At 71.1% G+C, this 18170-nt stretch carries 17 protein-coding genes; 9 read left to right on the top strand and 8 right to left on the bottom strand.

What is annotated here, in order from left to right; genetic code table 11:
* Positions 1-8: 8 nt before the first annotated feature.
* Positions 9-344 carry an ArsR/SmtB family transcription factor gene (locus AC1DWC_RS15870; protein ID WP_477909514.1) on the bottom strand — a complete coding sequence of 112 codons (336 nt, stop codon included), beginning with the start codon at positions 342-344 and terminating at the stop codon, positions 9-11.
* A complete protein-coding gene (locus AC1DWC_RS15875) occupies positions 341-814 on the bottom strand; it encodes an SRPBCC family protein (RefSeq protein WP_477909516.1) in 474 nt (157 codons plus the stop codon). The genes AC1DWC_RS15870 and AC1DWC_RS15875 overlap by 4 nt, the downstream gene beginning before the upstream one ends.
* Positions 815-964: 150 nt before the next feature.
* Between AC1DWC_RS15875 and AC1DWC_RS15880 the strand changes: the two genes are divergently transcribed.
* The 3 genes from AC1DWC_RS15880 to AC1DWC_RS15890 all read left to right on the top strand — a co-directional run bounded on the left by AC1DWC_RS15880 (position 965) and on the right by AC1DWC_RS15890 (position 3050).
* Positions 965-1483, top strand: a complete 519-nt coding sequence (locus AC1DWC_RS15880; protein ID WP_477909518.1) for a hypothetical protein — start codon at positions 965-967, stop codon at positions 1481-1483.
* 49 nt (positions 1484-1532) lie between these two features.
* Positions 1533-2459: a D-isomer specific 2-hydroxyacid dehydrogenase family protein gene (locus AC1DWC_RS15885; RefSeq protein WP_477909520.1), complete on the top strand. Its 927-nt coding sequence runs from the start codon at positions 1533-1535 to the stop codon at positions 2457-2459.
* A gap of 78 nt (positions 2460-2537) precedes the next feature.
* Entirely contained in the window at positions 2538-3050 is a 513-nt protein-coding gene (locus AC1DWC_RS15890) for a mycothiol transferase (RefSeq protein ID WP_477909522.1), read from the top strand.
* Positions 3051-3114: 64 nt separating this feature from the next.
* On the opposite strand, the gene AC1DWC_RS15895 is transcribed toward AC1DWC_RS15890, so the two are convergent.
* Positions 3115-4857 (bottom strand): DEAD/DEAH box helicase, encoded by a 1743-nt coding sequence (locus tag AC1DWC_RS15895; RefSeq protein ID WP_477909525.1) that lies wholly within the window; start codon positions 4855-4857, stop codon positions 3115-3117.
* A gap of 72 nt (positions 4858-4929) precedes the next feature.
* On the opposite strand from AC1DWC_RS15895, the gene AC1DWC_RS15900 reads away from it, so the two are divergent.
* The 3 genes from AC1DWC_RS15900 (at position 4930) to AC1DWC_RS15910 (ending at position 8392) form a co-directional block, all read left to right on the top strand.
* Positions 4930-5727, top strand: coding sequence for a carbon-nitrogen hydrolase family protein (locus AC1DWC_RS15900; protein WP_477909527.1), 798 nt, complete (start codon positions 4930-4932; stop codon positions 5725-5727).
* A gap of 71 nt (positions 5728-5798) precedes the next feature.
* The gene (locus AC1DWC_RS15905; protein WP_477840632.1) at positions 5799-6431 is read left to right on the top strand and encodes a phosphoribosyltransferase; all 633 of its coding nucleotides are present in this window, start codon (positions 5799-5801) and stop codon (positions 6429-6431) included.
* Between the two features lie 173 nt (positions 6432-6604).
* Positions 6605-8392: an AMP-dependent synthetase/ligase gene (locus tag AC1DWC_RS15910; protein WP_477909529.1), complete on the top strand. Its 1788-nt coding sequence runs from the start codon at positions 6605-6607 to the stop codon at positions 8390-8392.
* A 212-nt stretch (positions 8393-8604) separates the two neighbouring features.
* On the opposite strand, the gene AC1DWC_RS15915 is transcribed toward AC1DWC_RS15910, so the two are convergent.
* Entirely contained in the window at positions 8605-9390 is a 786-nt protein-coding gene (locus AC1DWC_RS15915; RefSeq protein WP_477909531.1) for an SIR2 family NAD-dependent protein deacylase, read from the bottom strand.
* Between AC1DWC_RS15915 and AC1DWC_RS15920 the strand changes: the two genes are divergently transcribed.
* A complete protein-coding gene (locus AC1DWC_RS15920; RefSeq protein WP_477909533.1) occupies positions 9389-9856 on the top strand; it encodes a uracil-DNA glycosylase family protein in 468 nt (155 codons plus the stop codon). The genes AC1DWC_RS15915 and AC1DWC_RS15920 overlap by 2 nt on opposite strands.
* A 42-nt stretch (positions 9857-9898) precedes the next feature.
* On the opposite strand, the gene AC1DWC_RS15925 is transcribed toward AC1DWC_RS15920, so the two are convergent.
* Positions 9899-10648, bottom strand: a complete 750-nt coding sequence (locus tag AC1DWC_RS15925; RefSeq protein ID WP_477909535.1) for a maleylpyruvate isomerase N-terminal domain-containing protein — start codon at positions 10646-10648, stop codon at positions 9899-9901.
* Complete coding sequence (locus AC1DWC_RS15930; protein ID WP_477909537.1) at positions 10645-11268, bottom strand: alpha/beta hydrolase; 624 nt, start codon at positions 11266-11268, stop codon at positions 10645-10647. Before AC1DWC_RS15930 ends, AC1DWC_RS15925 begins: the two co-directional genes overlap by 4 nt.
* A 62-nt stretch (positions 11269-11330) precedes the next feature.
* Here AC1DWC_RS15930 and AC1DWC_RS15935 point away from each other — a divergent pair, with 62 nt between their 5' ends.
* Positions 11331-14789 carry a TM0106 family RecB-like putative nuclease gene (locus tag AC1DWC_RS15935; RefSeq protein ID WP_477909539.1) on the top strand — a complete coding sequence of 1153 codons (3459 nt, stop codon included), beginning with the start codon at positions 11331-11333 and terminating at the stop codon, positions 14787-14789.
* Positions 14790-14812: 23 nt separating this feature from the next.
* Here the strand turns inward: AC1DWC_RS15935 and AC1DWC_RS15940 are convergent, their stop codons facing one another.
* Together AC1DWC_RS15940 and AC1DWC_RS15945 are read right to left on the bottom strand one after the other, a co-directional pair.
* Positions 14813-16000, bottom strand: a complete 1188-nt coding sequence (locus AC1DWC_RS15940; RefSeq protein WP_477909577.1) for an amino acid deaminase/aldolase — start codon at positions 15998-16000, stop codon at positions 14813-14815.
* Positions 16001-16119: 119 nt separating this feature from the next.
* Positions 16120-16761 carry a TetR/AcrR family transcriptional regulator gene (locus AC1DWC_RS15945; protein ID WP_477840619.1) on the bottom strand — a complete coding sequence of 214 codons (642 nt, stop codon included), beginning with the start codon at positions 16759-16761 and terminating at the stop codon, positions 16120-16122.
* 77 nt (positions 16762-16838) lie between these two features.
* Here AC1DWC_RS15945 and AC1DWC_RS15950 point away from each other — a divergent pair, with 77 nt between their 5' ends.
* Positions 16839-18152: a D-arabinono-1,4-lactone oxidase gene (locus AC1DWC_RS15950; RefSeq protein WP_477909541.1), complete on the top strand. Its 1314-nt coding sequence runs from the start codon at positions 16839-16841 to the stop codon at positions 18150-18152.
* The last annotated feature ends 18 nt before the right edge of the window (positions 18153-18170 follow it).

Genomic DNA, 18170 nt, shown 5'->3' on the forward strand with positions numbered 1-18170 from the left:
GTTGCCGGCTACAGCGACTCGGCAATCCGCTTGATCTCGGCGAGCCGGGCGTCCCACTGTGCACCGATCGCCTCGAGTCGCCGCCCCACCGCGCTGAGGGTGGCGCCGATCGCGCGGTACCGCACCTCCCGGCCCGCCGGAACGCGTTCGACGAGCCCGGCGGCCTCCAGCGCCGCGAGATGCTTCGCGATCGCCTGCCTGCTCACCGGGAGCCGCTCGGCCAGCGCGGACGCCGAGAGGTCCTGCGCGCCGAGCAGTTCGAGGATCCCCCACCGGGTGTCGTCGGCGAGGGCGGCGAACACCACCGTCGGCGACCCCCGCTGGGCCTCCGGACGCACGGTCATGCCGGCGCCGATTCGAGGTACTCGACCAGTTCGTCGAGTTCGGCGTCCCAGCCCTGCCGGTTCCCGTCGAGCCCGCTGCGGCGGACCTCCTCGTCGTCGCTGATCCGGTCGAAGCCGGTTTCGACGACGGTGAGCACGGTCGTGGCACCCTCCTCGACGAGGGTGAAGCGGGCCTCGGTGGCGCGGTCGACGTCGAACTCGCCGGACTGCGTGTACCACCGGTAGGCGAAGTGGTCCGGCTCGTCGACCTCGGTGACGACCATCGGGAAGACGCCGTGGTCGGGCCAGCCGAAGCTGCCCCGGGCACCCACCTCGAGCGCGTCGAGGGTGGCGGTCTGCCCGAACCACTTCGCGATGTGCTCGGGGTCGGTGAGCGCCCGCCACACTGCCGCGCGGGGCGCGTTCACTACGACCGTGCGACTGACCGTGTACCGGTCTGCGTCGATGACTGCTGCCTGAGTGTTCGTCATGTCGAATCTCCTGTCGGGGGGACCACCTTCTGAATGCAACTCAATGGTTGCACTATTTCCGCAGACATGCAACCCCCGAGTTGCATTCAGGGCGGCGCCGCAAACATGTCGCTACCGGAATCCCTGCCGATCAATTGTTAGGGTTGGCAAGTGAATTCGCTGGTTGATGCCCTCAGTTCGGGAACCGCGCCATGGTGGGCCGTCCCGGTGTCGATGGTCGTCGGGGTGCTGCTCGGGGTGTTCGCCGTCCGCCGCGGCCGGCCCGCGACGGTCGCCGCCCCCACCGCTCCCGACCCGCAGGTGCGCTCGATCTACGTCCGTTTCCTCGCCGCCACGGACCGCGCCCACAACGCCGTCGTCGACGTGGACAGCGGCGTGCTCGCGGAGGCCGACCTGGTCCACGCGCTCGAGTCCGACGACCCGAGCCTGCGCGCCCTCGCCCAGGCCATCGTCGAACTGGACGAGCTGGTCAACGAGTTGCGGATCCTCGCGCCCGCCCCCGTCGTCGACTCCGCGGTCACGTTCTTCGGCTTCGTCACCGAATCGACCATCGACGGCGTCCACGACTGCGACGAGTTCCGGGACCGGTACACCGCACGCAAGTCCGCCCTCGTCGACGCCATCCGGGACTCGCACGGCGAGCGCCGGCTGACCGCCAAGGCCCGGTAGCCGGGTTCCACACCGACCCGCGCACACCACCCGCACCGAGAGGTCACCGATGCCGACCCGCCCAGCACCCCGAATCCACCTCGGCCCCGACGAGAATCCCCTTCTCGCCGCGGGCATTCGGCGCGGCGGTGGCGTCCTCGCCCCCCTCGACGAGGCCGAGGCCGTCGTCTGGGCACAGGGCCCCGAAACCTTCCCCGACACGATTCCCGACGCGGTCCGGTGGGTGCAGTTGCCGTTCGCGGGGATCGAGCCGTGGCTCGCTGCCGGTGTCGTGGACTCCGCGCGGACCTGGACGTCGGCGGCGGGCGCCTACTCGGGCAGCGTCGCCGAGCACACGATGATGATGCTGCTCGCCGGTGTGCGGTCGCTGCGCGAGCAGCTGGCCGCGATCTCCTGGCAGAAGGAGGATTTCGACCCACGGGTGGGCACCGTGCAGGGCTCGACCGTGGCGATCGTCGGCTGTGGCGGAATCGGCCGCGCCCTGATCCCGTACCTCGCCGCGTCTCGCGCCCGGATCCTCGCGGTCACCCGCTCCGGCACTCCCGTCCCCGGCGCGGACGAGACCCTGCCCGCCGACCGGCTCGACGAGGTGTGGTCCCGGGCGGACCATTTCGTCATTGCGGCCCCCGCGACCGCCGCCACCCGGAACCTGATCGGCAGGTCGGAGCTGGCGCAGATGTCTCCGTCGTCGTGGATAGTGAACGTCGCACGCGGGAAGCTGATCGACACCGACGCACTGGTCGACGCGCTACGCGCGGGCACGATCGGCGGCGCCGCCCTGGACGTCACCGACCCGGAGCCGCTGCCCGACGGTCACCCGCTGTGGACGCTGCCCAACGCGCTGATCACCCCGCACGTGGCGAACCCGGTAACCGGGCTGCCACGAGCCCTCGCCGACCACGTCGCGGGCAATGTCGCTCGGTTCGCGGTCGGCGAGGCGCTCGCCGCCGTCATCGACCCGGTGGCCGGTTACTGAACTCGAGGATCCGCATCGACCGAACGCACCCGAGCATTGCGGACCCTTGCTGTCCGCAATTGGTGTCAGGCTCGTCTCATGACCACTCCCGACGAACGTGAAGTCCTGCTCGACGTCCTGGCCCGCCAGCGCGCGGCCATCCGCAATGCGGTCACCGGCCTGAGCGAAGAGCAGGCACGCGACACCCCGAGCGCCAGCACGATGAGCCTCGCGTCGCTGCTGCGGCACGTGACGCAGGGCGAGGAACAGGCCGTCGCACACCTGACCGGCGAGTCCAGCGCCCCGGGCCTCGACCCGGTGGCCGCCTGGACCGCCGGGTGGCAGGTCCTCGACTCCGAGACCGTCGCAACACTGCTCGCCCGCCAGGCCGAGGTGGCTGCCCGGATGGAGGCCCGGGTCCGGGCCGAGGCAGACCTCGCCCGTCAGCCCGCCATCCCGGCCGCCACCCTGCAGTGGCTCGACCCCGGTATTCACGACGTGCGCTGGCTGCTGCTGCACCAGATCGAGGAGCAGGCCCGGCACGCCGGGCACGCCGACGTGATCCGCGAGGCGATCGACTGCGCGCAGGCCGCCGAGCTCTCGCACGGCTGACCGACGCCCAGAACACACGAAAGTGCCCGGCCACCAAGGTGACCGGGCACTTTTGCGATTGCTGTCAGTAGCGCTCGCGCCGCGGCTTGCGGTCGAACTTGCCGCCGTCACGCGGCGGCCGCTGCCCGGGCGGGCCGTCGTCCAGGGTCAGCTGGATGAGCACCCCGGAGATGCGGGTGCGGCGCAACGCCTCGAGGGTCTCGTCGGCGAGGTCCGCGGGCAGCTCGACCAGGCTGTGGTCCGGCCGAATGCTGATGTGGCCGAAGTCGCTCCGGCGCAGTCCGCCCTCGTTCGCGATGGCACCGACGATGGCGCCGGGCGCCACCCGGTGCCGCTTGCCGACCGCGATCCGGTAGGTGGCCAGTTCCTGGCCCTCCTTGCCGACCTTCGGCGCGTCGTCGAACTTCCGAACGGGACGCTCGGCGCGGGGCTCGCGCTCCCGACGCGGCGCCGGCGGCGGCTCGGGCGGCATCAGGAAGGACTCGCCGTCGCGGGAGAGCACGGCCAGGGCGGCCGCGATGTCCGCGAGCGGCACGTCGTGCTCGCGCTCGTAGTCCTCGATCAGGCCGCGGAAGAGCGCCAGGTTCTCCGAGCTGAGGCTCTCGGTGATCGAGTCGCCGAACTTGGCCACCCGCTGGGCGTTCACGTCCTCGACCGAGGGCAGCTGCATCTCGGTCAGCGGCTGCCGGGTCGCCTTCTCGATCGCCTTGAGCAGGTGACGCTCCCGCGGGGCGACGAACAGCAGCGCGTCGCCGGTGCGGCCCGCGCGACCCGTGCGGCCGATCCGGTGCACGTAGGACTCGGTGTCGTGCGGGATGTCGTAGTTGACCACGTGCGAGATGCGGTCCACGTCCAGGCCGCGGGCGGCCACGTCCGTCGCGACCAGGATGTCGAGCGTGCCCTTCTTGAGCTGCCCGATGGTCCGCTCACGCTGAGCCTGCACGATGTCGCCGTTGATGGCGGCGGCCGAGAACCCCCGCGCCCGAAGCCTTTCGGCGAGGTCCTCGGTGGCCTGCTTGGTGCGGACGAAGATGATCATCGCCTCGAAGGTCTCGACCTCGAGGACCCTGGTCAGCGCGTCGAGCTTGCGCTGGTGCGCGACCTGCACGTACCGCTGCGTGATGTTCGGCGCGGTCGACGTCTTGGTCTTGACCGTGATCTCGACCGGGTCGTGCAGGTACTGCTTGGAGATCTTGCGGATCGCCGCCGGCATGGTCGCCGAGAACAGCGCCACCTGCTTGTACTCCGGGGTGTCGGCCAGGATCCGCTCGACGTCGTCCTGGAAGCCCATCTTGAGCATCTCGTCGGCCTCGTCGAGCACCAGGTAGTCCAGGTGCGAGAGGTCGAGGGTGCCCTTCTCCAGGTGGTCGATCACCCGGCCCGGCGTGCCGACGATGATCTGCGCGCCGCGGCGCAGCCCGGACAGCTGCACGCCGTAGGCCTGGCCGCCGTAGATGGGCAGCACCTGCAGGCCCGGGATGTGTGCCGAGTACTTGCCGAACGCCTCGGCAACCTGCAGGGCGAGCTCGCGGGTCGGCGCCAGCACCAGCGCCTGCGGCCGCTTCTGCGTGGTGTCGATGCGGGAGAGGATCGGCACGGCGAAGGCGGCGGTCTTGCCGGTGCCGGTCTGTGCCAGGCCGACCACGTCGTTGCCCGCCATCAACGGCGGGATCGTCGCGGCCTGAATCGGGGACGGCGACTCGTAGCCGACATCCGACAGCGCCCGAAGCACTCGTTCCTCGATGCCGAGATCGGCAAAGGTGGTGATGTCAGCTTCGGGCTCGGGGTACTGCTCCGTGTCACTCATTTCACCAGCAGTTTAACGCGTGGTATCAACGGTGCCCGGTAGCGCCCTGGCCGACCCGCCATACTCGGTGTCATGGTCGAGATCGCAGTGGCCCAGTTCGCCCCGGGCCTGGACAAGAACGAGAACCACCTGACCCTGCGCAACCTGGTCGGCGAGGCGACGGCCCGGGGGGCCCGACTGGTGCTCGCCCCCGAGTACGCGATGTTCACCCCACCCCGCATCGACGAACGTCTCGTCGAGTCCGCCGAGCCGCTGGACGGCCCGTTCGTCAGCGGCCTGCTCGAGATCGCCGCCGAGTTCGGCGTGCACGTGGTCGCGGGTGTCAACGAGGCGCTCGCCGACGACGAACGCATCTCGAACACCCTGGTCGCGGCCGGCCCGGCAGGCCGGATCGAGGCCGTGTACCGCAAGCTGCACCTCTACGACGCGTTCGGCTACCAGGAGTCCGCGGTGATCCGGGCAGGTGTGGTCGAGTCCCCCGAGACGTTCGTCGTCGACGGCCTCACCTTCGGCATGCAGACCTGCTACGACCTGCGGTTCCCGGAGGTGACGCGGCGCATCGTGGACGCCGGCGCGGACGTGCTGCTGATGCCGGCGCAGTGGGTCCCGGGCCCGCTGAAGGAGGACCACTGGACCACCCTGATCCGGGCGCGGGCGATCGAGAACACCGTCTACGTCGCCGCGGCCGACCAGAGTGCCCGCACCGGAGCCGGCAACTCGATGATCGTGGACCCGATGGGCGTGGTCCTGGCGTCGCTCGGCGAGACGGTCGGGACCGCCCGTGCCGACGTCACCGCCGCGCGGATCGCCGAGGTGAGGGAGAAGAACCCGGCGCTCGCGCTGCGCCGGTTCACCGTCACTCAGCGGTAGTCGCGCCCACCGAACCCGCGGGGAAGACCGGCACCGCAACCACCGCTGCACGGCGTAGCGTCGGAACCAGGATGCTCTACGACAGCCGGGCCACCGCCGGTCGCGACCTGTCCACCTCGCTCGGACACCTCCGCGACTCGAACCCGCTCGTGCTCGGACTGCCACGGGGCGGGGTCCCGGTGGCCGCCGAGGTCGCCCGCGCACTGCACGCCGACCTGGACGTGATCATCGTCCGCAAACTCGGCGTGCCGTGGCAGCCGGAACTGGCGATGGGCGCGCTCGGCGAGGACGACGTGCGGGTCCTCAACGACGACGTGGTCAAGCAGACCGGCGTCACCGCGCTGGCGTTCGCCACGGTCGAGGCCGCCGAGCGCCGCGAACTCCGCCGGCGGGTGCGCATGTTGCGAGGCGACCGGCCCCGGATCCCGCCCAGCGGCCGGGTGGTGGTGATCGTCGACGACGGGATGGCCACCGGCGCAACCGCGGCCGCCGCCTGCCGGGTGGCACGAGCCCAGCATGCGGCCCGGGTGGTCGTGGCGGTCCCGGTGTCGTCGACAGAGGCGGTCGCCCGACTCGAGGCCGAGGCCGACGAGGTGGTGTGTCCCCTCGTCCCGAGCTGGCTGGGCGGCGTCGGCGGGGCCTATCGCGACTTCCACCAGCTCACCGACCGGGAGGTGACGCTCGCGCTCGGGCTGCCGACGTGATCTTCACCTCATTGCCGCCCGCGGAATCCGCAGTTCACAAAACTCGGAGTTACAGACAACTGACCCGAGGTGTCGCGAGTCGGGCATTCCGGGCATCGCAAGCGGGTGCAGACCTAGACTGAATGTGATCCAATGCACACTCGGTAAAACAAGCAGTTCACGAAGGGGTCCCAGTGCGAGAGTTCGACGTTCCGGCAACGTTTTCCATCCCCGAGGACACCTCGATGGCGGACACGGTGTTCCGCTTCGAGCAGGAGTGCCCGCAGCACGTGCCGTTCAAGCGGCTGGTGAACGGTGCCTGGGTCAACGTCACCGCCGCCGAGTTCGCCACGCAGGTCAAGGCCGTCGCCAAGGGCCTGATGGCCTCCGGCGTCGAGCTCGGGGACCGGGTGGCCATCCTCTGTGCCACCCGCTACGAGTGGGTGGTGCTCGACTACGCCATCTGGACCGCCGGTGGCTGCACCGTCGCCATCTACGAGACCTCCTCGTCCGACCAGGCCAAGTGGATCCTCGAGGACTCCGCCACCTCGCTGCTGGTCGTCGAGACCGCCAAGCATGCCTCCGCGATGAAGGACGTCGCCGAGGCCGCCCCCGACCTTCGCGAGATGCTGCAGATCGAGGCCGGGGCGCTCGACGAGCTGACCACCCGCGGCGCCGGCATCAGCGACGAGGACCTGCACACCCGCCGCGGCCAGGTGAACGCGGCCTCCCCCGCCACCCTCATCTACACCTCCGGCACCACCGGCCGCCCCAAGGGCGTGCAGCTCACCCACTCCAACTTCAGCGCCGAGTCGCAGGCCGTCAAGATCGCCCTGGCCGACGCGCTGGCCGAGGGGAAGAGCACCCTGATGTTCCTGCCGCTGGCGCACGTGTTCGCTCGCGCGATCTCGTTCGGCGCCTTCGACAACAAGGTCACCGTCGGCCACACCTCGGACCTCACGACCCTGCTCGAGCAGTTCGCGGTGTTCAAGCCGAACTTCATCCTGTCCGTGCCGCGCGTGTTCGAGAAGGTCTACAACTCGGCCAAGCAGAAGGCCGAGGACGGCGGCAAGGGCAAGATCTTCGGCAAGGCGGCGGAGACCGCCATCGCCTACAGCGAGGCCCTCGAGGCCGGCGGTCCGGGTCTCGGCCTCAAGCTCAAGCACGCCGTCTTCGACAAGCTCGTGTACTCGAAGCTGCGCGCGGCGCTCGGCGGCGAGTGCGACCGCGCGGTGTCCGGCGGTGCCGCGCTCGGCGCCCGCCTCGGCCACTTCTTCCGCGGCGTCGGCATCCCGGTCTACGAGGGCTACGGCCTGACCGAGACCAGCGCCGCGATCACCGTCAACACCGTGCGGGCGCAGAAGGTCGGCACCGTCGGCCAGCCGATCAACGGCCACGCCGCGAAGATCGCCGACGACGGCGAACTGCTGGTGAAGGGCCCCGTCGTGTTCAGCGGCTACTGGCACAACGACGAGGCCACCGCGGACTCCATCCGGGACGGCTGGTTCCACACCGGCGACCTGGGTTCCATCGACTCCGAGGGCTTCGTCTCCATCACCGGCCGGAAGAAGGAGATCATCGTCACCGCGGGCGGCAAGAACGTCGCGCCGGCGGTGCTCGAGGACGCGCTCCGGGCCCACCCGCTGATCAGCCAGTGCCTGGTGGTCGGCGACGCGAAGCCGTTCATCGGCGCCCTGATCACCATCGACCCGGAGGCCCTGCCCGGTTGGCTCGAGCGCAACGGTCTCGCCGCCAACCTGCCGATCGCCGAGGTGATCAAGCACGCCGACCTGGTCGCCGAGGTCGACGCCGCGGTCGCCGAGGGCAACAAGAAGGTCTCCAACCCGGAACAGATCAAGAAGTACCGGATCCTGGACGTCGACTTCACCGTCGAGACCGGCGAGCTGACCCCGACGCTCAAGCTCAAGCGCAACATCATCCATCAGGAGTTCGCCGTCGCGATCGAGGGGATCTACTCCTGAGCGGACCAATCCCCGACCGAGGGATGCGCTCGTGTGACTAAATGGGTCGTTCCCGCCGAATTCTCCGGCGGGAACGACCCATTCGTCGTTTGTGTACCGACTTCACGAAGGAGATCTTCCGATGCTGCCCCTGCAGGACATTCTCGTATTCGACCCGGTGACCTCGTTCGTCAACTCGATCGCCCTGGCGCTCGGCTCGACCGACGCCGTGATCATGACGTAGCGGCCACCACCAACACCGGCAGTGCCTGCGCCGCGGTGGCCCGCCACGAGTGGGTCACCGCGGCCGTCAGGTCCGTTGGCTCCGGGTTGATCTCGACGACGGTGGCGCCGGCGCCCAGGGCGCGCATCGGCAGCTGCGCCGCCGGATGCACCACCGCGGAGGTCCCGACGACGAGCAGCAGGTCGCAGTCCTCGACCGCGTCGACCGACACCTGCCAGGCCGCGGCGGGTAGTTCCTCTCCGAACCACACCGCTCCCGGCCGCACCGGGGCGGCACAGGATTCACACGCCGGCGGCGTGATCCGCTCCACCGGCTCCCTGTCCAGCGTCTCGAATCGGGCGTCGTCGAGATCCGCGGGTCGGCCGCAGGAGCTGCACCGGGGCGCGTACAGGCTGCCGTGCAGGTGCGCGGCCACGGTCGACCCCGCGCGCTCGTGCAGGTCGTCGACGTTCTGGGTGAGCACAGTCAGCTCGGCTCGTCGTGCCCAGTCCGCGACCGCGCGGTGCCCGGCGTTCGGCGACACCCTCCGCACCAGCGCGGCGCGCCACTCGTACCACGCCCACACCAGGGCCGGATCCCGCGCCCACGCCTGCGGGGTGGCGAGCTCGGCCGGGTCGAACCGCTCCCACAGCCCCGTCAGGGCGTCGCGGAACGTCGGCACGCCGGACTCCGCGGACATCCCGGCCCCGGTGAACACCACCACGCGCCGGGCGTCCCGCACGGACTCGAGCAGGGCTGCGTCGGGCGGGGCGGTGTCGGGTTCAATGGGGGTCATGTCGACGATTGTGCCCAGATCCGACGGCCCCGGATACGGTGACGCGCTGCCCACGCTCTTGCTGGTCGCCCCGGCGAACGCCGCGGAGCCCCGGCTGCTGCACTCGCTGCACCTCGCGGGGGTCGCCGCACGACCCGGCGGGCGCGACGCCACGGGCCAGAAACTGTTCGGCGCCCGCATCGTCACCGACCCCGCGTCCGAATGGGAGTCGTTGCGGCCGTTGGTGCGTGCGGTCGTCGCCTTCGGCGCGGACGCGTGGGACGCGTCGTTGCGGGTCCTGGCTCTCGAGGAGGCCGAGTTCACGCACGGCGCATCGGTCGCGGGTACCGGCGACCGACCCGTCACGGTCGTGGCGTGCCTGGGACTCGACGACGCCGCGCTGACCGACGCGATGCTCGCCGAGGTCCTGGCCACCGGGCAGCGGGCCGCCGGACTGTCCTGGGGGTGTGGCGGAAGCGCCCGATGACCCGTCCGTAGTCGGCTCAGATCCCGTGGCGCGCCGAGTGGCTCAGATCCGCGCCGCGTCCACCATCGCCTGCGCGACCCCGGCGTCACCGAACATCTCCAGCGCGGCCAGCGGCCGCCGTCGCCACATGGTCAGCAGCAACTCCTGCGCCGTGCCCCGCACCGCCACGTCGCCCTTCGCGTGCCCGGCCGTGACCCGCACGCCGCCGGGAGTCAGCGTCAACAGCCACTCCGCGTCGGGTGCGTCGGTGCCGTGCAGGTGGACAGTCTTCTCGCGCAACACCACCGGGACCTCCGCCAGCACGCGCGGCAGCATCAACCGGGCCCACTCGTCCACGCCGTCGACGGACCCCGTCACCGACATCGCCTCGGGTGCGGGTCCGCCGGCCGCGTGGACGGCGTCGGCGGCGTCGACCCGATGGACCGCGACCTCGTGTGCCTGCCGTCGTGCCCAGAACCCGACGGTGCCGGGTCCGGCGAAGGTCGGCGCCGGACGGTCGAAGTCGTGGGCGGCGAGTTCGGTGAGCAACTGCTCCAGCGCCTCGCGGTACGCGGGCAGGCAGTCCGGTCCCTTCGGCAGCGACCGGAGTTCGGCGGAACCGCCGAGGTCCGCACCGGGTCCGGCCGCGAGGGTGGCCGCCACCCAGCGGTGCACCTTGCCGGTGTGCCGGAGCACCCGCTCGAGCGTCCACCCCGGCACGGTGGGCACCGGGGCGTCCAGCGCGTCGACCGGCATCGCGGCCAGCCGGTGTCCCTCGCTCCGAAGCAGGTCCAGGTGTTCGTCCGGGGTCATTCGTGCACGGTAGCCCGCCAGAGGAACTCGGTCACGTCGGCGGTCACCTCCGGCGCCACCGGCTCGTGCAGCAGGTCGTGACCCGCGTCCGGGTACTCCCGGAGCACCACGGCCGGCAGCCGCTCGGCCCACTCCCGCACCGGGTCGACCGGCGCGAGCCGGTCGTCGACGCCGTGCACCGCCAGGATCGGAGCGTGGACGGCCGCGAGCAGCTCCGGCTCGGCGGCCACGGACCGCGGCAGGCCGCACAGCACCACCGCCGCGAAGGCGTCCGGCGCCGAGGCCAGCGCGGCGACCGCGGCGGCCGCGCCGAGCGAGTGGCCCATCACCGACAGCGGCAGGCCCGGCCGGTCCGCGGCGGCGMGCCCGGCGAGCAGCAGTGCGTTGTCGCCGAGTTCTCGCAGCGGACCGGCATCGCCGAGGTCGCCCTCGCTGAGACCGTGGCCGACGTGGTCGAGGGCCCACACCTCGACATGTTCGGCCCCGAGCGCCCGCGCGAAGCGGTGGTAGTGGCCGCTGTGCTGGCCGCGGCCGTGCAGGAACACCAGGCCGGCGACGGGATCGGCACAGGGCCAGTGGCGGTAGTGGACCTGCCCGGAGGCCCCGGCGAAGAACGGCACCGGCCAATTATGGTCTCGTCGTCGAACGGGACGTGTCGGCACCGTCTGCGATAGTCGTCCTCGTGTTCCTCCTCGACGACGTGTTGATCTACAGCGCCAGCGACCTGTCCCAGGCCGCGGAGTGCGAATACGCGCTGCTACGCCGGCTCGACGCGAAGCTGGGGCGGATCGAACCGGCCGGCACCGACCGGCGGGACGCCATGCTGGACCGGACATCCGAGCTCGGCGCCGCCCACGAACAGCGTCAGCTCGACCGGTACGTCGAGCGATTCGGCGAGGGCGTGGTGCGGATCGACCGACCGCGTCTGGACTTCGAGGAGCTCAGCCGGGCGAACAAGGCGACCGTGGCCGCCGCCCGGGCGGGTGCCGACGTGATCTACCAGGGCACCTTCTTCGACGGACGGTTCCTCGGCTTCTGCGACTTCCTGGTGCGTGAGGGCGACCGGTACGTGGTGGTCGACACCAAGCTCTCCCGCCACGCCAAGGTGACGGCCCTGCTGCAGCTGGCCGCCTACGCGGACGCGTTGACCTCGGACGGGATCCCCACCGCGTCGCACGCCACCCTGGTCCTCGGCGACCACGCCGCCGCGGACCACCCGCTGGGCGACATCGCACCGGTCTTCCGGCAGCGCCGCGACGAGCTGGTCCGGATGCTCGAGGAGCACCACCGCGAGCAGGCCCCGGTGTCCTGGTCGGATCCGCGTTACCGCGGCTGCGGCCGGTGCGACGAGTGCACGCCGGAGATCGTGCGTACCCGAGACCTGCTGCTGGTCGCCGGGATGCGGTCCTCACAGCGCGAGACGCTGATCCGCGGCGGCGTCACGGACATCGACGCCCTCGCCGACCGCACCGAGCCGGTGCACGGCATGAGCGCACGCACCCTCGGCGGCCTGCAGGCCCAAGCCGCGGCACAGGTCCGGCAGGAGCACTCGCACACCCCGGTGTACGAGGTGATCGACGGTGCGACGGCCCTCGCCGCCGTCCCGGAGCCCGACCCGGGCGACATCTTCTTCGACTTCGAGGGCGACCCGCTGTGGGCCGAGGACGGATCGACCGACTGGGGCCTCGAGTACCTGTTCGGGGTGACCGAGACCGACGGAACCTTCCGCCCGTTCTGGGCGCACGACCGCGCGCAGGAGCGCCGCGCCCTGCTCGACTTCCTCGACTACGTCGCCGAGCGCCGGAAACGCTTCCCCGGCATGCACGTCTACCACTACGCGGCCTACGAGATGACCGCGCTGCTGCGGCTGGCCGGTCGCTACGGCGTCGGCGAGGAATCCGTCGACGCCCTGCTGCGCGAGAACGTACTGGTGGACCTGTACCCGGTGGTCCGCGGAGCGGTCCGCGTCGGCGCCTCGTCGTACTCGATCAAGAAGCTCGAACCCCTGTACATGGGCGACCAGCTGCGCGGCGACGACGTCGCCACCGCCGTCGATTCGATCGTCGCGTACGCGGACTACTGCGCGCTGCGGGACGCAGGCAAGGACCACGCAGCCCATCTCCTCCTGCAGAAGATCGCCGACTACAACGAATACGACTGCATCTCGACGCTGCGGCTGCGGGACTGGCTGCGGGCCGTCGCGGCCGAGCACGGAGTGCGGCCGCACCCGGCTCAGCAGGTGCTCGCGGCGCCCGTCGAGGAACCGAGCGCGGCCGAGACCGCGCTGCGCGACCACGTCGGCGACACGCTGCCCGGCGAGCGAACCGACGACCAGCGGGCCGCCGCCCTGATGGCCGCCGCGGTCGGCTACCACCGGCGGGAACGTAAGCCCTTCTGGTGGGCGCACTTCGACCGGCTCGTCCAGCCCGAGGACGAGTGGGCCGAGTCCGCCGACGTTCTGGTGGCCGACCGGGTCGAGGTGCCGGTGGAGTGGCACAAGAGCACGCCGCGGCAACGCAAGCAGCGCAGGCACGTTCGCCTCGCCGGGCACTGGGGCGCCGGCACCACGGTGCGCGTCGGAGACCAGGTGTACGCGCTCTACGAGCAGGGCGCCGGGATCGGCTCCGACGACCCGCGCGCCCGCGGCGCCGTCCCCGTCACGATCCTCGCGCTCGAGGAGGAGGTCGGGCCCGACGGCAAGCCGCGCGAGGTGGCGGTCGTGGAGGAACTCGAGCCGACCGGCACCGGTCCGCATGCCGTCGCACCGATGGCGCTCGCCCCCGGACAGCCGGTCCGCACGGTGGCCATCGAGGCCGCGATCGCCGAGCAGGCCGCCGCGATGGCCGCGGCCCTGCCCTCGATGCCCGCCTCGGCCGCCGTCGACGTGCTTCGCCGGGTGCCGCCCCGCACCCGCTCCGGCAGCCCCCTCCCCGTCGCCGATCCGGACCACAGGGCCGCCGCGATCGTCGCGGCGCTGCGCGACCTCGACGACTCCTATCTCGCCGTGCAGGGGCCACCCGGCACCGGCAAGACCCACACCGGCGCGGCGGTGGTCGCGGAACTGGTGAACCGGTACGGCTGGCGGATCGGTGTTGTCGCCCAGTCGCATTCGGTGGTCGAGAACATGCTCGACGGGATCGTGCGCGCCGGGGTGCCGGGCGAGCAGGTCGCGAAGAAGCCCGGTTCCGGGCTGTCCGAACACCCGGCCTGGACGAAGATCGAGTCCGGCGCGCTGGCCGGCTTCCTCGCCGAGCACGAGCAGACCGGCTGCGTGATCGGCGGCACCGCCTGGGATCTCGCGCACACCGCCCGGGTGCCCGCCGGCAGCCTGGACCTGTTGGTGGTCGACGAGGCCGGCCAGTTCTCCCTGGCAAACACGGTCGCGGTGGGCATCTCGACCCGGAACCTACTGCTGCTCGGCGATCCGCAGCAGCTGCCGCAGGTCAGCCAGGGCACCCACCCCGAGCCGGTCGACGCGTCCGCACTGGGCTGGCTCGCCCAGGGACACGGCGCGCTGCCACCCGAACTCGGGTACTTCCTGGACCGGACCTGGCGGATGCATCCCGCGGTCTGCTCGGCGGTCTCGGACCTGTCCTACGACGGTCGACTGCACTCTCAGGAGCCCGTCACCACCGGCCGGGCGCTGGCCGGCGTGGAGCCCGGCGTCACGACGCTGTACGTGGAGCACCGGGGCAACTCGACGGAGTCCGTCGAGGAGGCCGAGGCGGTCACCGCCGAGGTGCGGGCGCTGATCGGCACGCCATGGACCCCCGGCGCCGGCGAACCGGCCCGCCCACTCGCCGAGGGCGACATCCTCGTCGTCGCGCCCTACAACGCGCAGGTGTCGCTGATCCGGGCGCGCCTCGCCGACGCCGGCTTCGGCGACGTCCTGGTCGGCACCGTCGACAAGTTCCAGGGCCGGGAGGCCGCGGTGGTGTTCGTGTCGATGACCGCCTCGTCGATCGACGAGGTGCCCCGCGGCATGGGTTTCCTGCTGTCCCGCAACAGGCTGAACGTCGCGGTCTCCCGGGGGAAGTGGCGGGCGGTGATCGTCCGGTCCCCCGCCCTGATCCAGTACCTTCCCGGCACACCGGCGGGCCTGTCCGAACTGGGCGCGTTCATGCGCCTGTGCGGCGGGTAGCGCGCGCTACCCGCCGCCGGACGTCAGCCGAAGCACTGCCCGTCGCCGCGGTAGGTGGGGACCACGGTGCGGGTGCCGTCGGTGTCCACCAGGTGCAGGGCGGTGAACCGTTCGCACAGCTCGCCGGCCTTGGCGTGCCGGAACCAGACCCGGTCGCCGATCCGCAGCCCGCCCGCGGCGAGCCCGGTGACCGGCGTCTGCACCTCGCCGACCCCCTCGTTGCGCAGCAACTTGAGACCGGCCGGCCACACCGGCGTCGGCACCCGGGATGCGCCGGCGGGGCCGGACGCGACGTAGCCACCCGCGAACAGCGTCGCGATCTTGGGCGTCGGGCGGCGCACCGCGGACAACGCGAAGAACAGCGCCGGCCGTGGCGTGAACGCGCGGTAGCGGTCGAAAAGGGTCGGGACGTACAGCCCCGAGCCCGCGGTGACCTCGGTGACCGAAGGGTCGGCGGAACTCACCTCGAGCGACCCGGTTCCGCCGCTGTTGACGATCTCCAGCTTCCCCGCGGCCGCGGAGACCGCGTCGACCACCGCGCCGCGGCGCTTGGACAGCTCGGCTGCGGAGGCACGCTTGACCAGTCGGATCGCGGGGCTGCTGTCGGGCAACCCGGCGATCTGCGCCTCGTAGAACATCACGCCGACCACGCGGAAGCCCCGTCGCACGGCCGCCCGGGCCAGCGATTCGGTCTCCTCCGGGGTACGCAGCGGTGAGCGGCGCACGCCGAGGTGCACCGGCCCGACTCGCAGCGACGCGTCCACGTCCAGGCACACCCGGGCGGGGACGGAGGAACTGCCGGCGGCGGCGTGCACCACGTCGAGGTGGTCGGCGCTGTCGATCATCAGGGTGATCGAGTCGAGCAGCAACGGGTCCGAGGCCAGCTCGGCGATCGCACCGCGGTCGGTGGTGGGGTAGCCCATCAGGACGTCCCGGGCGCCGAGGCGCACCAGCCAGATCGCCTCACGCAGCGAGTAGGACATGATCCCGCGGAAGCCGCCGCTGGCGGTGAGCCCGGTCCCGAGGGTCTCCTCGAGCACCGCGCGGCACCGGACCGACTTGCTGGCCACCCGCACGGGCGTCCCGCCTGCCCGGCGGAGGAGGTCCGCGGCGTTGGCGCGCAGCGCCCCCAGGTCCACGGCGGCGAGCGGCGGATCCAGCTCGCGGGTGGCGTCGTCCAGTCGTGCACGGGTCGCGCCGTCGCGGGCCATGGTCTCCGGACGGTCGGAAATGGCGGTCATGCCAACGAGTCAACCACCCGAACTGGACGACTGTCCACGTCTTGGCGCGACCACTTTTCCGCAGCGGTGAAGTGCGAGCCGATCCTGGGTCAGAGTTCGACGGCCTTGCCGGTGATCATCTGCACGAGGTCGTCGAGTTCGGCGATGACGCCCTCACTGTCCCGGTCCACCAACCACCGGAGCACGATCCCGTCGATCACGGCCAACGCGAATCGCGCGATGTGCGCGACCGGCTCGGTCCACTTGGTGCCGGTGTGCGCGGCCGACTGCTCGAGGAAGTCGACGGCCTGGGCGTCCATGGTCCGGTACTGCATGTCCGCGATCACGCCGGCCAGCTCCGCGCCGGCTGCCTGCTGACGCAGCCCGTACGCGGTGATCTCGTAGGTGAGCAGCTGACGGTTCGGCGTCGCCTCGATGATCGGCCACATTGCGGTGATCCCGCTGTGCAGCACCTCGCGGAGCCCACGCAGGCCGCCGTGCTGCTCTTCGCTCTGCGCCTGACCGAAGGCGTATCCCAGCGCCTGGCTCAGCTGCACGACGAGCGACTCGCCCATCGCGGCAACCAACGCCTCCTTGCTGTCGAAGCAGTAGTGCACCACCCCGAGCGAGACTCCCGCATTCTCGGCGACCGCCCGGATGGTGACGGAACTGATACCACCCCGCTCTGCAATTCCCATGGCAGATTCGACAAGTTGCGCGCGACGCTCGTCCGCCGGAAGCCTGTTCAGCATTGGATGATCCTAGATCGCAGAAATAAAGATCGCGTCAACTGTTGACCTGGACGACTGTCCATGTGAATAGTGGCGTCATGGATCAGCAGACCTGGCACAACTGGGCTGAGTGCGCAAGCGCGAGCCCGCGACGTTACGCAACGCCCGCGAGCGTGGCCGAGCTCAGTTTCGAAATCGCCCGCGCGACGACGGAAGGCCTGCACGTCAAGTGCGTTGGCGCTGGTCACTCGTTTACGCCAGTGGCCGTGACGGACGGCGTGTTGATCAGCCTGGACAACCTCTCCGGCATCAAATCCGTCGTCCACACGGAACCGGCCGGCGCGCTGGTCACCGTTCTCGCGGGAACGCGACTGCGCGACCTGAATCCCATGCTGTGGGATCTCGGACTCGCCATGACAAATCTTGGCGACATCGACGCCCAGTCAATTGCCGGCGCAATCGCCACCGGAACCCACGGCACCGGTGCCCGATTCGGCGGACTGGCCACCCAGGTGCGCGCGCTGACCCTGGTGCTCGCGGACGGCACGGTCGTCGACTGCTCCCCCGAAGAGAATTCGGAGCTGTTCGAGGCCGCCCGCATCGGCCTCGGCGCGGTGGGCGTGATCGCCACCCTCACCCTGCAGTGCGAGCCCGCCTACGCCATGCGCGCGGTCGAGTCGCCGGATCGCCTCAGCGCGGTCATGGAGCGCATCGACGAGAACTCCCGCGGCGTCGACCACTTCGAGTTCTACTGGTTCCCCCACACCGACCGCGTGTTGACCAAGCGGAACACGCGACTGCCGGCGACCACCCCGCTCGAACCGGTGGGCCGGATCCGCGGCTTCGTCGACGACGAGCTGCTCTCCAACACCTTCTTCGAGGGCGTCAACCGGGTTGCGGCCCAGTTCCCCGCCGCCATCCCGAAGATCAACGAGGTCGCCTCCCGGGCGCTCTCCGCGCGCGAGTTCACCGACCGCAGCTACCGGATCTTCGCGTCCTCGCGGCGGGTGAAGTTCCGCGAGATGGAGTACGCGGTCCCGGTCGAGGCGCTGCCGGACACCCTCCGCGAGATCGACCAGTGGCTCGGCAGGTCCGACTTCCGCGTCGCCTTCCCCGTGGAGGTGCGCTTCGCCGCCGCCGACGACGTGTGGATGTCCACCGCGCACGGCCGCGAGACCGCGTACGTCGCCGTGCACCAGTACTACCGCCGGGACCACCGCCCCTACTTCGACGCGGTCGAGTCCATCGCGCGCGCCGCCGACGGCCGGCCGCACTGGGGCAAGCTGCACAGCCGCACCGCGGCCGATCTGCGTCCCACCTACCAGCGGTTCGACGAGTTCTGCTCCGTGCGCGACAAGTACGACCCCACCCGGGTCTTCGACAACGACTACCTCCGGCAGGTCCTGGGCTGAGCGCGCCCTAGCCTGACC

This window comes from Rhodococcus sp. P4_C10 (assembly GCF_056402135.1).